Annotated in this window: 11 protein-coding genes and 1 pseudogene; 11 read left to right on the forward strand and 1 reads right to left on the reverse strand. The window is 35.7% G+C overall.

Going from position 1 to position 15,066, the window contains the following annotated elements; translation table 11 throughout:
* The first annotated feature begins 252 nt into the window (after window positions 1-252).
* Window positions 253-1,641, forward strand: coding sequence for an MFS transporter (locus HMPREF2810_RS05680; RefSeq protein WP_010715282.1), 1,389 nt, complete (start codon window positions 253-255; stop codon window positions 1,639-1,641).
* Window positions 1,642-1,682: 41 nt separating this feature from the next.
* Window positions 1,683-3,743, forward strand: a complete 2,061-nt coding sequence (locus HMPREF2810_RS05685; RefSeq protein WP_002381784.1) for an LTA synthase family protein — start codon at window positions 1,683-1,685, stop codon at window positions 3,741-3,743.
* 148 nt (window positions 3,744-3,891) lie between these two features.
* On the opposite strand, the gene HMPREF2810_RS05690 is transcribed toward HMPREF2810_RS05685, so the two are convergent.
* Window positions 3,892-4,731, reverse strand: a complete 840-nt coding sequence (locus tag HMPREF2810_RS05690) for a helix-turn-helix domain-containing protein (RefSeq protein WP_010715281.1) — start codon at window positions 4,729-4,731, stop codon at window positions 3,892-3,894.
* Between the two features lie 202 nt (window positions 4,732-4,933).
* On the opposite strand from HMPREF2810_RS05690, the gene HMPREF2810_RS05695 reads away from it, so the two are divergent.
* The 9 genes and pseudogenes from HMPREF2810_RS05695 (at window position 4,934) to HMPREF2810_RS05735 (ending at window position 15,046) form a co-directional block, all read left to right on the forward strand.
* Window positions 4,934-5,509 (forward strand): WxL domain-containing protein, encoded by a 576-nt coding sequence (locus tag HMPREF2810_RS05695; protein ID WP_002419876.1) that lies wholly within the window; start codon window positions 4,934-4,936, stop codon window positions 5,507-5,509.
* An 89-nt stretch (window positions 5,510-5,598) separates the two neighbouring features.
* Window positions 5,599-6,648, forward strand: a complete 1,050-nt coding sequence (locus HMPREF2810_RS05700) for a WxLIP family cell surface protein (RefSeq protein WP_010715280.1) — start codon at window positions 5,599-5,601, stop codon at window positions 6,646-6,648.
* A gap of 118 nt (window positions 6,649-6,766) precedes the next feature.
* Window positions 6,767-8,812 (forward strand): L-type lectin-domain containing protein, encoded by a 2,046-nt coding sequence (locus HMPREF2810_RS05705; protein WP_256278761.1) that lies wholly within the window; start codon window positions 6,767-6,769, stop codon window positions 8,810-8,812.
* Window positions 8,813-9,178: 366 nt separating this feature from the next.
* On the forward strand, window positions 9,179-10,024 hold the full coding sequence (locus HMPREF2810_RS05710; RefSeq protein ID WP_002398726.1) for a glycosyltransferase family 8 protein: 846 nt from the start codon (window positions 9,179-9,181) through the stop codon (window positions 10,022-10,024).
* Window positions 10,014-10,913 carry a glycosyltransferase family 8 protein gene (locus tag HMPREF2810_RS05715; RefSeq protein WP_002408861.1) on the forward strand — a complete coding sequence of 300 codons (900 nt, stop codon included), beginning with the start codon at window positions 10,014-10,016 and terminating at the stop codon, window positions 10,911-10,913. Before HMPREF2810_RS05710 ends, HMPREF2810_RS05715 begins: the two co-directional genes overlap by 11 nt.
* A gap of 133 nt (window positions 10,914-11,046) precedes the next feature.
* A pseudogene (locus HMPREF2810_RS05720) lies at window positions 11,047-11,984 on the forward strand (magnesium transporter CorA family protein).
* A 36-nt stretch (window positions 11,985-12,020) separates the two neighbouring features.
* Window positions 12,021-12,851 carry a manganese catalase gene (locus tag HMPREF2810_RS05725; RefSeq protein WP_002419870.1) on the forward strand — a complete coding sequence of 277 codons (831 nt, stop codon included), beginning with the start codon at window positions 12,021-12,023 and terminating at the stop codon, window positions 12,849-12,851.
* 279 nt (window positions 12,852-13,130) lie between these two features.
* Window positions 13,131-13,862 (forward strand): GntR family transcriptional regulator, encoded by a 732-nt coding sequence (locus HMPREF2810_RS05730; RefSeq protein ID WP_002360115.1) that lies wholly within the window; start codon window positions 13,131-13,133, stop codon window positions 13,860-13,862.
* A gap of 11 nt (window positions 13,863-13,873) precedes the next feature.
* On the forward strand, window positions 13,874-15,046 hold the full coding sequence (locus HMPREF2810_RS05735; RefSeq protein ID WP_002357242.1) for an AgaS family sugar isomerase: 1,173 nt from the start codon (window positions 13,874-13,876) through the stop codon (window positions 15,044-15,046).
* Window positions 15,047-15,066 lie beyond the last annotated feature (20 nt).

The raw sequence follows: 15,066 nt of genomic DNA on the forward strand, positions 1-15,066 counted from the left end.
TTCTGAACGGAATGTTCAATTATTTAATAACTTAAGAATCGATAAATCGTATCTATTACGGTTCAATTTAAAGGGGTTCTGGTGTATAGTTTGGCTATCTAAAGATTTACTTTTTTAAGTATAAAATAACTAAATGGCAAGGAATATAAAGAACTGTTGATACGTGAGTACTTGCGATAACCGTGTCGTTAGAAGTTTAAGTGTCATTGTTGCTTTTCCTGTTTTATGTAGTTGCTAGAAAGGACTGTTTTTATGATCGATAGAAAAAAAGTTATTTTGTATACTTGTTGCATGAGTTTGTTTGTAGTGACCATGGATGTTACGGTTGTCAATGTGGCGTTACCATCCATTCAAAGTGATTTTCACACGAATCTGTCTACATTACAGTGGGTAACAGATGGGTACACTTTAATGGTAGCATCCTTATTATTGTTATCTGGGTCTACAGCAGACCGAATTGGCCGTAAACGAGTCCTTCAATTGGGCTTAGCCTGTTTTGGTTTAGCGTCTTTCCTATGTGGGATTTCGCAAACCCCAGGGCAATTGATTGCGTTTCGCATGTTGCAAGGGATTGGTGGTTCTATGTTAAATCCGGTAGCAATGTCTATTATTACACAGGTATTTACCGAAAAGTTAGAACGAGCGAAAGCAATTGGCTTGTGGGGCTCTGTTACAGGGATTTCCTTAGGAATGGGCCCGATTATTGGCGGACTGATTGTTTCTTATTTTAGCTGGCGGTATGTCTTTTTTGTTAATGTACCGATCATTGCTACGGCAATCATCCTTACACAAAAGTTTGTACCTGAGTCAAAAGTAGAGAAGACGGTGAAAAATGATTTTGTTGGTCAAGCATTGATGATTCTTTTTCTATTTAGTTCTATCTATTCCATTATCGGACTACCTAGAAAAGGGCTTTTCGCGCCAGATATTTTAAGTACTGGGATAATCGGCTGCTTAGCCATTGTTATTTTCTTTATTTATGAATATAACATTGACAATCCGTTAATCAATCCGCGCTTCTTTTTGTCTATTCCCTTTACATCGGCTTCTTTTTTAGCTATTTTTGGCTTTATCATATATAACGGTTATTTATTTTTAAACACGCTATATTTGCAAGAAACGAGAGGCTTCAGCCCGTTGGAAGCTGGCTTATCAACCATTCCTTTGGCTTTTGTTAGTTTTCTTGTTGCCCCGAGAGCCGGCGAAATGGTAGGGAGAATAGGGACGAAACGTCCTATTATGCTTTGTGGTATTTCAATGTTGGCTGTTAGCTTTTTACAATTATTTGTAACTAAAACAACGCCTATGATTATTTTATTTGTTATTTATATCTTTTTAGGCATTGGGTTTGGGATGTTAAATTCACCGATTACCATTACAGCGATTGAAGGAATGCCATTTTCTCAGTCAGGAACGGCAGCAGCCATTGCGGTGACATGTAAGCAAATTGGCAATTCTTTAGGGGTGGCGCTACCAAGTCTTTTAATTACAAAGCCTATTACTAGTTCCCTTACTCGAACACCTTTTACAAACGTATGGCTTTTATTTGGATGTTGCGCCATTGCGATTATCTTTTTAAGTTATTTATCCAATTCTCCGCTAGCGAAAAAGTCATTGCGCAGAGTTAGGTTTTATTTTTAACAAATCAAGATTTTTTTGAAGGGAAAGGAAGACAAACTTAGATGAAAAAAATAAATAACCGATTAGGACTCTTTTTATTTTTTGTTTTACTCTTTTGGGCAAAAACGATTCTGGCGTATTACCTAGATTTCTCATTGGGCGTTAAGGGCAGTCTCCAACGAGAAATTTTGTGGTTCAATCCAGTTGCTACTACGCTGTTATTATTTGGCTTTAGTTTGTATTTTAAAAAGCATAAAACATTTATGCTTAGCTTAACTCTTTTAAATGTTTTAAATACATTAATTTTATATTTGAATATTATTTTTTATCGTGAATTCACTGACTTTATTACCATCCAATCTGTTTTTGGCTTTTCAAAAGTTTCAGAAGGGATTTCTGGTGATTTACTTGCCTTAATGAGGGTCCACGATGTCTTTTATTGGCTAGATACTTTAGTGCTGCTCGTTTTGGTATTTTACTCTTTTAAACAGCGACGGAATCATCAAGTCTTCATGACTAAACCTATCAACAGAAGATTGGCGATCTCAATTAGTTGTTTAAGTGTCTTGCTCTTTTCGGTTAACTTATTTTTAAGCGAAACCGATCGTCCTCAATTGCTTCAAAGAATTTTTGACCGTAATTATATTGTAAAATATCTTGGCTTGGATGCATTCACAGCCATCGATGGTGTCAAAACAGCCATGTCAAATGAGGTAAGAGCAGAAGCTAGTTCAAACGAATTACCTGAAATCATGAAATTTACCAAGCAAAATAATTTACCGCTTAATCCGCAGTATGCCGGGATTGCCAAAGGAAAAAATGTATTTGTGATTCATTTAGAAAGTTTTCAACAATTTTTGATTAATATGAAAGTCCAAGGTCAAGAGGTTACACCGTTTTTAAATCAGCTCTATCAAAACAAAGCGACAATCAGTTTTGATAATTTCTTTCATGAAGTAGGGCAAGGAAAAACGAGTGATGCGGAGAACATGTTAGAAACAGGAACATTCGGGCTCCCGCAAGGCTCTCTTTTTACACAATTAGGATCAGACAATACTTTCGAAGCGGCTCCCGCAGTTTTAGGACAAAAAGGCTATACAACCGCTGTTTTCCATGGAAATGTGGGGAGTTTTTGGAATCGAGACCATGTGTATAAAAACTTAGGATATCAATACTTTTTTGATCGGTCATATTTTTCAAAAGATGACAAAATGCTAGGTTACGGTATTTTAGATAAACAATTGTTGCGTGAATCAGCTAGTGAGCTTGAGCATTTACAGCAGCCATTCTATGCGAAGTTTTTAACTGTGACCAATCATACCCCTTATTATACGGATGACCAAAACTTCCCGTTTCCTAAATTGAACACAGGCAATTCGATTGTGGATGATTATGTTCGAACAGCGCACTATTTGGATCAATCGCTAGAACAATTTTTCCATTACTTGCAAACAACAAGTTTATACAATCATTCTATTTTTGTTATTTATGGTGATCACTTCGGTATTTCAGATGCAAACAACAAGGACTTATGTAAAGCCTTCAACCGCGATCCAAAAACGTGGACAAACTATGACAATGCGCAATTGCAAAGAGTACCTTTGATGTTTTACATGCCAGGCTATACGCAAGGGAAAATCATGCACGAATATGGTGGAGAAATTGACGTTTTACCGACACTGTACCATCTTTTAGGTGTCGATGATAAAAATTATATCCATTTTGGCACGGACCTTTTATCTCCTCAATATAAACAAGTGGTTCCTTTTAGAAATGGCGATTTTGTAACGCCTCAATTTTCTTATCTAGGTGGGGAAATCTACAATAATCAAGGGAAAAAATTAGACCAAGTTCCAGCAGATTTAAAAGCAGAAGTCACGAAAGATAACGATTGGGTGAAAAAATCGTTAAGTTTATCTGACAAATTAAATCAGGAAAACCTTTTACGTTTTTATAAACCACAAGGATTCCAAGAAGTTCAACCAAAGGACTACAACTATGATGTGGCTTTTGAAAAAAACAAAGTCTTAGAAGTAGAAAAACAAAAAAATGCACAATCAACCAGCTTGTTTAGTCAAAATGGCAATCAAACGACAGTCCAAAATTATCCGACTACGCCATAGATCATTTAAGAAGGATAACTTTTGTAAGGGAAAAAGGATCTTGTATGAAGTGAAGGACAAAAATCATTTTAGATTTTTGTCCTTCGCTTTTATAATAGTTTTTTTAAAGACAATAGTAAATACTGTAAAAGTCACAAAAATGAACCTATTAATAGATAGTTTTAATATACTCAAAGTATTGCTGATATTTGCGAGAAAAATTATCCATCTCTAATAAATGAAAAATTTGAAAGGCCTCATTAACTTTTTTTGTACCCGCAAGTGGTGCTCCTTTGGCATAGCAAAGCAAGCCTTCTAAGAATAAAGCCATTGTTTTTCCGTATAAATCTCGAATTTCTAACATTGCTCGAAACTGTTTCAAATAACTTAGCCCTTCGTTGAGATACTTGTTGTTTACACAGAGAAGGATGGTATTGATGAGTATTTTGCTATATGGAGAATTGTAGCCATCAGAAGCAGAATAAAGATTTCTTTTTTTGAGCAATCGATTGACAATAATTAACAAGGTTTCGATAGGAATTTCGTCCATAATCGTAATGAACATCGTGACTTCCCTACTAGTCCAATTTTCTAAGTTCATCAAGTTTTGAACAATATGAGCTATATTTTCGGCGACGACATTGCCACCCAAACGATAAATAAACAGGTTAATTAATTGAATCGTAATTTCTTCTTCGTGTGGCAGTTTTCCAGTTAAAATCGCTGTTTTATAGTCCTCGAGACTTTTCATATTTCCTGCATGATAAAGTTCGGTAATCTCAAACCAAGTCTGATCTTTTAAAGCTTTCTGATAGTCATTGTGAATATACATAAATTCTTCTAATCGAACATTCAAATTTTTTATGATCTCCATAAATATATCGATGGTAGGGGTACTAATGTTTCGTTCAATTCGGCTGTAATAGCTCAGTGTCACAACTCCTTGGCAAACATCTTTTTGAGTTAACCCTTTGTCTTTTCGAATTTTTCTGATTGTTTGACCATACACGCCAGTTTTCCTCCTTGGTCTCTGAAAGTTTCTTACTGTTTCCCTATTATACCATCATAGAAAGGTCTTTCTCTAATGAAAATGACTTATAGTACATCTTTTTTTAAAAGTAAAAACATCTTATGTTATGCTCCAATTCAGGCTAATTATCTTTTAGGTAGTTAAGGTCATTTTTTTAAAATTTTAAAAAGGATGGGATAGGATGAAAAAAAGTATTTTATCAACAATAGCAGTACTGGGAGTGACTTTGGGAGGTGGAGCAATCAATTCGTATGCCGCTGAAGCGAACCCAACAGCTGAATTGACAAGTGAAGCATCTTTGACAATTCAACCAGGAATCTTAAATTTAGATGCAGTTTCTAACTTTAATTTTGGAGAGCTAACGATTCAAGATGTTGCGGAATCTGATCAAACATTGACTGGAACACCAGAGATAACGAAAGTATCTGATTATCGAGGGCCAAACGAATCCGGCTGGATGTTGTCGTTAAAACTATCAGATATTAAAAATGAAAATAACGTAAAATTACAATCTGCGAAATTGAATTTAGCAACCACACGGGCAAAAGGTGATGCGACAGTTACTGCTACGACAACAATTGACGCTGGCACGACTGAGCCGACACTTGTCGCTAGTGCAAACGGAACAACTGGATTGGCAGCGAATGAATTTGATTTATCAAACACGACGTTAACTTTTCCAAAACAAAATATTAATAGTGGTCGCTACAGTGGAACGGTTACTTGGGTGTTAACAAACGCTTATACTCCTGAATGAAGCAACCTAGACAAAAAAATTAGTAATTTGTCTGTAAGTTAAATGGCTCAACAACAGAGTTGAAATTTTGGCTGTTAGGAGGAGAGAGCATGACGGTTAAAAGTAACACTACTTTTTTGTTATTTTTTTTCACATTATGTAGCATATTTTTTAGCATAAATAGTAAAGTAATGTCTGTAGAGGCGGAAACGACCGCTTTTACTGTGACACCCGAGTATCCTGAAAATCAAGTATCAGAAGCTACATATTTTGATTTATATCTTCAGGAAAATAAACAAACGTTGACTCTTCTAGTTACAAATACATCTGAACAAACATTGCAAGTAAAAGCGAGTGCTTTAAACAGTTATACAACATCTACGGGTATAATTGCTTATCAAAGCCGTGAAACTGCAGAAATGTATCAGGGGCAGTCATTCACTCAATTTGTTGAACCAAAACAACAAATAATAAGTCTGAAGCCTTCTGAAAGTAAAAAAGTTTCGTTTCAGTTAGACAGTCAACGACAAAAAATTACTGGTGAAGTGCTAGGTGCTTTTGCTTTTGAAACAATTACTTCCCCAAACCAAGAAAAAGCAATGCATTCAATGATTCAGGCAAAATATCTAACCCAAATCGGTGTCAGGTTACGCACCGATTTGGGTTCACTGCCTGAGCCTAATTTACTTTTTGACAAAACTGAGCCAGTCATAAAAAATGATACTGTAGTTATCAAAAGTACCTTGATAAACAACCAGCCTACCGCATTTGGTAAGGTAAACGTTGAGACAACTGTCTATGATAAAACAAATAAAAAAATAATTGGTACGAAAAAAGCAGACAACTATCAAATTGCTCCTAACTCCTTGATTCCAATTTTAACAGAGTTAAAGGAAGAAACCTTAAAATCTGGAACATATAATGTTCATATCGCAATTCATTCCTCAAAAGGCAACTGGGTGTTCGATGACTCGTTTACTGTTTCTGCTGCTCAAGCGAAAGTAATTAATCAAAAAACAGTCTTTTTCACCAAACAGAAAGATGAATCTATTATATTTTCAATTTTAGTTGGAATGCTGATTGTGTTTTTACTAGCAATTCTGGGCTTACTTTGGAAATATTACCAATTAAAAAATAAAAAGAGGGTGAATCAAGAATGAAGCCCAGCAAATTAGGCGGCTTGTTTTTTTACTTTCCTATTTACTACTTTTCTTTGGTGGCCTATTTTTCTTTCCCGGTGAAGGGTTAGCAGCAATCATTGAACCAGCGTTTGAGACATTGCCAATTGATCAAACGATGATTTCGACGGTAGGAAAAGCGGGAAGTCCAAGTGGATCTGAAAATCACCGCTATGTTCAGATTAATGATACAACACCGAGTTCTAGTGGGGCAGTTTGGTTTAATAACCCAGTGAGTTTTACAAATGATTTTAAAATTGAGATGGCTTTTTATATTGAAAATGTAACAAATGATAGTGATGGATTAACATTTGTTATGCAAAGTAATGGTCCGACAGCAATAGCCGAAGAAGCTGGTCCAACGATTGGAGTATGGGCAAACACAGGAGATTCTACACCATTAAGTAAGGGGGCAATTCCTAACAGTTTGGCGATTGAATTTGATACCTTCTATAACAATAATAGTAATCTTATTGCAAACGATGGCATGATGGATCGTGATACAAGTTCCAAAGGTCATCATATTGCCTGGGCTTATCCGGGGGCAGAAACTTCCTATACAAAAGATGGTATTTTTAAGATTGACAAAGTCCTTCATCACCGAAATGAAAAAGGAGTGACAGATTTATCTGATAGTAAGTGGCATAAATTTATCGTGGAATTTAAACGAGAAGCGGGAACATTTACCTATTCTGTTCCTGATTATGCCTTAAATATTACGATTCCTGTGGATACGGAGTTTAAAAATAACTTAGGCTTAAATGAAAATAAACGTGTTTATTTTGGATTTACTGGAGCAAACGGGGGCTATGCACAAGCAAAAGCTATTTCATTTACAAATGTGGAAGGGCTGGTAGATTTGCAATTACGTACGGGTGTTGCACAATCAGCGGATAACCAATTGCTAGCAGACACTGGGATTCCTCAAAACGAAGTTCATTCTGTCGACAGAAGTCAAGAAATCACGTATATGACAGCGATTGATTATTTACAAACAAGTGATTTACTTCGTTTACAAGCCGGGACGAGGATCCAAATGACACTCCCTGATAACTTTGAAGTGCTAGAGAATAAAGTTTACTTCGGGAGTGCTCAAGAAATTGGGACAGGCGCTCAACCAACGGGAGGACAAGCACTCCCTTTTACAAGAGAAAAAGACAAAATAGTCATTACATTACCGGCACTTGAAAGAGGCACGTTGTATGGTCTTTATTTCAAAGTGAAAAATAAGCTCGTTCAAATAAATAGCCTGCTGGATTTAACTGTTCCTGTTTCTAGTACTTTTTCCGGGAATGCTTTTTCTAAACCAGTGACTACCGGGGATCCAGCTGCCCATTATTACAAGCTAACAGGGAAATGGATGCCGACAATTACAACTGGTCATTCTTCTGCAACGGAGGCAGCTCAGTCTCCTCAAATTGTAAGACAAAAACGTAAGGCCTACCTTCCTGTTCAAATTGAAGATGAAAATTCTACGTCCACTAAACTATTTATGAGTCCTATTGTTTCAGAAGAAGAATTAGCTACGACTACTTTCATTGAAAAAGCACATCTTTCGAGAGAAAATTTAACGGAGAATTTTGAAACAACTATTGAATACGAAACTTCACAGCTTCAACCTGAAAAAATGTATTACGTAGGTATGTATACAGTAGATGCTGAAGGAAATCAATCAGAAACCAAAATTCAAGCCATTGATTTCAAAGGAATTATAGAATTAACAACAGTTCCTACTGCTTTTGTTGGAAACACTTTGACAATCAACGAATTAGTTCAAACGAAGCGTGAAGATGGTTATTTCTATATGAAAATAGAAAATTTACCAGAGAATGATTCGTTGACAATTACAAATACAAGTAGTTACTCTTGGGAATTAAGCGGACAACTAGCAACTATCGTTGAACAACTAGAAAGCTGGGGACAAGAGGTCTCTCTTTGTTTTTTTGAAAAGAATACTCAAACATTACTTTTTCAATTAACCAAAGATGAACAGTTAATTCTAAAGCAAGAAGTAGAAGGTAAGGATGTAACTAAAAGTTTAAATGATTATGATCTATATTTTCGTTTTAAAGCTGATCCTTTAAAGGTTGTACCAGGACGGTATTCAGGAAATGTTAGATGGCGGTTATCAGAAGTTAAGCCTTGAAAATGAGAATATTTTTAAAGATTATTAAACAAAAAACTGACTACTTAACTGAGTAGTCATTTTTTTATTGGTAATATTTTTTTTAATATTAAAACAAATAAGAAAATCTAGAAGCAATACTTTTATCCGAAGTAAAAAAATAGTAGTGGCAGTATTAAGTAGGTTTTGTTTTGCATAATATATCCCTAAATTAGAGGTCTATTATTTATTTTTGTTTCCTCATAAATATTTTTTAATAGCAATAAAATATATTTTTTTTATAATTTAATTATGTTTATTAAAGCGTATGATTTGCATAAATATTTTTTCGGTCCTATTCTGGTTATGAACTTAGCTATAAAAAGATGAAAGAAGAGAGTGGTTTTGATGAGAAAAACTCAGAAGATTGTGCCAATTGTGACAGCTTCAGACGAAAATTATGCTCCTTATTTGAATGTAATGATGACAACTGTTTTAGAAAATTGTCATGCGGAGAGACCTGTTCATTTTTATGTGATTGATGATGGGCTGTCGCTATCTAGCAAAAAAGCACTCCGACAAACGGTTAGTAGTAACTCACAAAGTGCGACTGTTGAATTTCTAACAGCAGACAAAGAAGTTTATCAAAATTTTTTAGTGAGTGATCATATTACAACGACCGCTTACTTACGCATTTCTTTACCGTCACTTTTACAAAAATATAGCTATAAAAAGGTTCTTTATTTAGATGCAGATACGCTTGTTTTAGATGATATTGTCCAGTTGTATGATACGCCATTAGTGAACCAAACGATTGGCGCGGTTATTGATCCTGGTCAAGCATATGCCTTGAAACGTTTGGGCATCCATTCCTCCGATTATTATTTTAATTCAGGAGTCATGATTATTGATATTGACCGATGGAACGAGAAAGCAATCACTCAAAAAACAATTCAGTATCTAGAAGAAAATGGGGACCGCATAGTTTATCATGACCAAGATGCTTTAAACGCCGTTCTTTATGAAGATTGGCTAGCTTTAGAACCAAGATGGAATATGCAGACGTCTTTAGTTTTTAATCGTCATGAAGCGCCTAATGAGGCTTACCAAAAATTATATGCAGCGGGAAATCAAGAGCCAGCGATTATTCATTTTACTGGTCACGATAAACCCTGGAATACGTTAGAAAATCATCCTTATACAGCTCTTTATCTAAACAAGTTAAAGAAAGTAGGTGCAAGAAATGGAAAATAGAAAAGAATTAGCGATTGTCTCATGTTGCAATACCAACTTTGTACCGCATCTTGCTGCTATGTTTGTTTCAATTTTAGAAAATAGTCCTTCAGCGGCAGCTGTTCATTTTTATGTGATTGATGACAATATCAATTTTGAAAGCAAGCAACTACTGTATTTTACGATTAAACATACCCAAATCAATGCAGAGTTAACATTTTTAAAAATCAACCCCCATTTTTTCAAAAATGTTGTAACCAGTGAGCGAATCCCCAAAACAGCTTACTACAGGATTGCTATTCCAGAGTTGTTTAGAGGAAGCCAGATCGAACGGCTGTTGTATATGGATTGTGACATGATTGCCTTAGATGATGTCGCAAAATTATGGACAGTTGATTTAGGTGAAAATATCATCGCCGCTGTAGAAGATGCAGGGTTCCATCAACGTTTGGAAAAAATGGCGATTCCTGCAGAATCTATGTGTTATTTTAACTCAGGCTTGTTGCTAATCGATGTTAAAAAATGGTTGAATTTAGATGTAACCACTAAAGTCTTAAGATTTATTGAAGAAAATCCAGATAAATTACGTTTCCATGATCAAGATGCATTGAATGCGGTTTTACACGACCGTTGGACCCAGTTACATCCTAAGTGGAATGCCCAAGGTTATATTCTGTCAAAAGCGAAAAAACATCCGACTATTTATGGAGAAAGACAATATGAAGAAACGAGAAGAGCACCATCCATTATCCACTTTACTGGCCATGTCAAACCTTGGACGAAAGAATTTCAGTGGTATACCAAGCGTTATTATGATCAATATGCGAACAGGACTGCCTTTCGTTGTGCAAAAACATTTAGTAAATATCTTTCTTATGCCAAAAATAGTAAAGCTGTTGAACATGTTTGATAACCCTTGTTATTTAGAATAATAGAGGTACACCTCAATTAATTACTACAGAAAAGTGGAGACGTAAAGAAGACTAATTTGCGCTAGGCATTGTGCGTTTACTCGAAATATTTTTTAGAAGGAGAGATTTATAATGCCCAAGTACTACTTTATTGGTGGGGAACGAGTGAGGGAGACAGAAGAAAAAGATTTTAATTGGTTAGTGATTGACACTAGTGAAACTCAGGTAATTGAAAGAATAATTAAAGAGTATAATTTTCCTAAAGATATTTTTGTGGGTACGTCGTATCCAGAAGAAGTTTCTCGGTTTGAAACTCTTTTGGGAACGACGTTGAAACAACCGATTTCGCTAGTGCTTATGAACCTTTTGAAGGAGGGCGAGAACATTGAGGAACGTTTAGCACCTATTTCCTTTATTTCTTCAGAAAACCTTTTAATTACATGTACTAACGAAAACAATCATTTTTTTGATCGTTTATTAGAAAAATATGGTTGCAAAATAGATACGTTTGAAAAACTAATAACGTATGCGATTTTAGATATCTATTCACATTACGTAGAAGAGTTAAAGGAAAAAAACAACGGATCGATCGTCTAGATAAAAAAGCACGTATGACTACAGAAAACAAGGAGTTGTACAAACAAGCTGATTTAGAAAGAGAAATCGTTTACATTGATCATACGTTAAAGGATCAAAAAAGCACATTAGAATTACTTTGGCAATCTTCCCAGTTTGTCCATCGATTATCAGATAAAAAACTACTTTATGACGTTCAACTGAGACAACGACAAACCGAAAAAATGATTTCGATTTATAGAGACCTTTTAGAAAGTATTGGCAATCTTTTTAGCGGCATGATGGATAACCAATTAAATCATTTAATGAAATATCTTGATTCAGCGGCCTTAATTATTTCAATTCCAGCGATGATTGCTGGTGTTTGGGGTATGAATACTGGCGGCCTACCAGGTAAAAGTTCTGGTTTCGGGTTTTTATTAGTCGTCCTAGGTGCGCTCATTATCTCAGTAGCCTTTGGTTATCATCTTTACAAAAAAGATTATTCAAAATAAACAAGCATTAAAAATTATTATATAGGAGGATGAATCATGTTTAGACACCAAAAAGAATTACAGTTTGAGGCGAAACCAGACAAACCAAATCCGTTAATTGCAAAGTATCTTCAAGAGTTAATTGGTGGACAATATGGTGAAATGAGTGTAGCAATGCAATATTTATTCCAAGGATGGAGCTGTCGTGGAGAAGAAAAGTATAAAGATATGTTAATGGATATCGCTACTGAAGAGTTGGGCCACGTTGAAATGCTTGCAACAATGGTCGCTCGTCTACTTGAAGGAGCACCAGTGGAAGATCAAGAAGAAGCAATGAAAAAAGATCCAACAATTGGGGCAATTATTTCTGGGATGAATCCCCAACATGCAATTGTCGCTGGTTTAGGGCCACGTCCCGCAGATAGTGTTGGAAATCCCTGGAGTGGTGGGTACATTATTGCTAGTGGAAATATGTTAGCTGATTTTCGTGCTAATTTAAATGCAGAATCACAAGGACGCTTACAAGTTGCTCGAATTTATGAAATGATTGATGACCGTGGAGTGAAAGATTTACTTTCTGTTCTTTTAGCTAGAGATAGCTATCATCAAAATTTATGGGCAAGCGCTGTGAAGGAACTGGAAACAAAAGAGGGCTCTATCTTAGTTCCAAGCACTTTTCCTAGAGAAGAAGAACGTTTGGATATTGCCTATGATTTCTATAACTTTTCTGAAGGAGATGCAAGCAGTCAAGGCTCATGGGCTAGTGGTAAAGCATTAGATGGAGAAGGAGAATATCAATGGTTAAAAGAACCAAAAATTGAAGGAAAAGCTCCTAACTTAAAGCCTGTTACACCTAAAATGTACGGCACACCGAAATTAAAAAAATAAAAGATATTTATCTGTATATGAAAAATGAGCAAAAAAAGATTCTCTTTTAGAGGATCTTTTTTTATTAACTGGTATCATATTTAAGGGTGGTTTTTTATAAAAAAATGATTTCTTTAGGAAAAAAATATTACAATAAAGAAAAATAAAAAAATGTAAACGTTATCATTTCAAGGTTATAGCGGTATGAAGATATTTATTAATACTTTTTATTGACAAAATAAAAAAAACCACCGTACTATTGGTTTGTGGTTATAACCAGTTAGGGTAAAGGAGAAAGTTATGGAAAATGCCTTTAAAAACAAAGCTTTGTATCATCAACTTGTTGATTTGCTGCAGGAACGAATCGAAACATGCATGATTCCTCATGACAAGTTGCCCTCTGAACGTGAATTGACTGCACAATATGGAGTGAGTCGGACGACGGTCCGGTTAGCGCTACAAGAACTAGAAAATAGAGGTTCCATCTATCGTCGTCATGGCAAAGGAACATTTGTTTCAGATATAAAAAAAGAGGCCGCTGATTTAGCTGGCGCATATAGTTTTACAGAACAAATGAAAGGATTGGGTCGAAAACCACATACCCGTATATTATCCTTCGAAAAATTGGAAGCGGATAAATTTATTTGTCAGCATTTGAATCTGTCGTTAGGAGAGGCAGTTTTTAAATTAAGTCGGTTGCGGATTGCTGATAACGAGCCATTAATGGTTGAAGACACATACTTGCCTGTGAAATTTTTCTTATCACTTACGGATCAATTATTACGTAGCAAGCCATTATATGATCTATTTTCGGAAGATTTTAAGCAAACCGTTCGTTTAGCTGATGAAGAATTATACGCTAGCATTGCGTCAAAAGAAGATGCCAAATTATTGATGATTCCAGAAGGAGCGCCAGTCCTTCATTTAGCACGCCAGACATATAACATGAAAAATGAAATTATTGAATTTACGTTGAGTGTGGCACGAGCAGACCAATTTCATTATCAGATACGCCATATTCGGAATAGTTAGGAGAGTTAAGTATGTTTACAGCAGAAAAAGAAGAACTAGAACAACTAGGAGCGGAAATCACGACACGTGAAATTCGTCAGCAACCTGAGCTTTGGCAAGAAACCGTGACACTTTATCATGAAAATCAAACAGCTTTGGAAAACTTTTTAAAAGAAGTCCAAGCCAAAGCGCAAGGAAAACGAACAAGAGTAATTTTTACAGGAGCAGGGACTTCGCAATATGTCGGTGATACGGTTGTACCTTATCTCCGAGCACACGGCGACACACAAGCCTTTTCATTCGAAAGTATTGGAACAACGGATATTGTGGCCAAACCAGAAGATTATCTGATTAAAGACGAACCAACACTGTTAGTTTCGTTTGCAAGAAGTGGAAATAGTCCTGAAAGTTTAGCGGCAGTTGAAGTAGCTAATCAAGTGGTTGAAACAATTCATCATTTAGCGATTACTTGTGCCGAAGAAGGACAACTGGCACAAATAAGCCAAAAAGAAGAAAACAGCTTTTTATTCTTAATGCCAACACGTTCCAATGATGGTGGTTTTGCGATGACTGGTAGCTTTTCTTGCATGACCTTGGGTACATTACTACTCTTTGATCAAACAGCCTTTGAGCAAAAACAAGATTATGTAACCGCTCTAATTAAATTAGGTGAAGAAGTGCTATCCCGTGAAGAAGAATTAAATGAAATTGTTAACCTTGATTTTGAACGAATTGTTTATGTTGGTTCTGGAAGTTTAGCTGGTTTGACAAGAGAAGCGCAATTAAAAATCTTAGAACTAACAGCCGGCAAAGTTGCCACAATTTTTGACTCTTCTATGGGCTTCCGTCATGGACCAAAATCATTTATTAATGAAAAAACAATAATGTTTGGTTTTGTTAATAATACACCATACACAAGAGATTATGACTTGGATATCTTAGAAGAAGTTCACGGTGACGAAATTGCGGCGGGTGTTTTTGCGATTGCTCAACCCGGCAAACGTAATTTCTCAGGTTCAACTATTGAATATTCCGCAGAAACTGCTCTATTACCTGATGGCTATTTAGCATTAGCAGATATTATGGTAGCCCAAACAGTCGCACTTTTAACATCTATTAAAGTTGGAAATAAACCGGATACCCCTTCACCGACAGGTACAGTGAATCGTGTGGTTAAAGGCGTAACGATTTATGACTATAAATAATACAACATTTGGAGGAGGAA

Origin of the sequence: Enterococcus sp. HMSC078F03, assembly GCF_001811595.1 — a bacterium.
Taxonomy (GTDB): Bacteria; Bacillota; Bacilli; order Lactobacillales; family Enterococcaceae; genus Enterococcus; species Enterococcus faecalis.

What these genes read in the sequence shown, in the direction of transcription:
- HMPREF2810_RS05695 (WP_002419876.1), top strand. Translation starts at nt 4,934, where the DNA reads ATGAAAAAAAGTATTTTATCAACAATAGCAGTACTGGGAGTGACTTTG.
- HMPREF2810_RS05700 (WP_010715280.1), top strand. Translation starts at nt 5,599, where the DNA reads ATGACGGTTAAAAGTAACACTACTTTTTTGTTATTTTTTTTCACATTA.
- HMPREF2810_RS05725 (WP_002419870.1), top strand. Translation starts at nt 12,021, where the DNA reads ATGTTTAGACACCAAAAAGAATTACAGTTTGAGGCGAAACCAGACAAA.
- HMPREF2810_RS05710 (WP_002398726.1), top strand. Translation starts at nt 9,179, where the DNA reads ATGAGAAAAACTCAGAAGATTGTGCCAATTGTGACAGCTTCAGACGAA.
- HMPREF2810_RS05735 (WP_002357242.1), top strand. Translation starts at nt 13,874, where the DNA reads ATGTTTACAGCAGAAAAAGAAGAACTAGAACAACTAGGAGCGGAAATC.
- HMPREF2810_RS05680 (WP_010715282.1), top strand. Translation starts at nt 253, where the DNA reads ATGATCGATAGAAAAAAAGTTATTTTGTATACTTGTTGCATGAGTTTG.
- HMPREF2810_RS05715 (WP_002408861.1), top strand. Translation starts at nt 10,014, where the DNA reads ATGGAAAATAGAAAAGAATTAGCGATTGTCTCATGTTGCAATACCAAC.
- HMPREF2810_RS05685 (WP_002381784.1), top strand. Translation starts at nt 1,683, where the DNA reads ATGAAAAAAATAAATAACCGATTAGGACTCTTTTTATTTTTTGTTTTA.
- HMPREF2810_RS05730 (WP_002360115.1), top strand. Translation starts at nt 13,131, where the DNA reads ATGGAAAATGCCTTTAAAAACAAAGCTTTGTATCATCAACTTGTTGAT.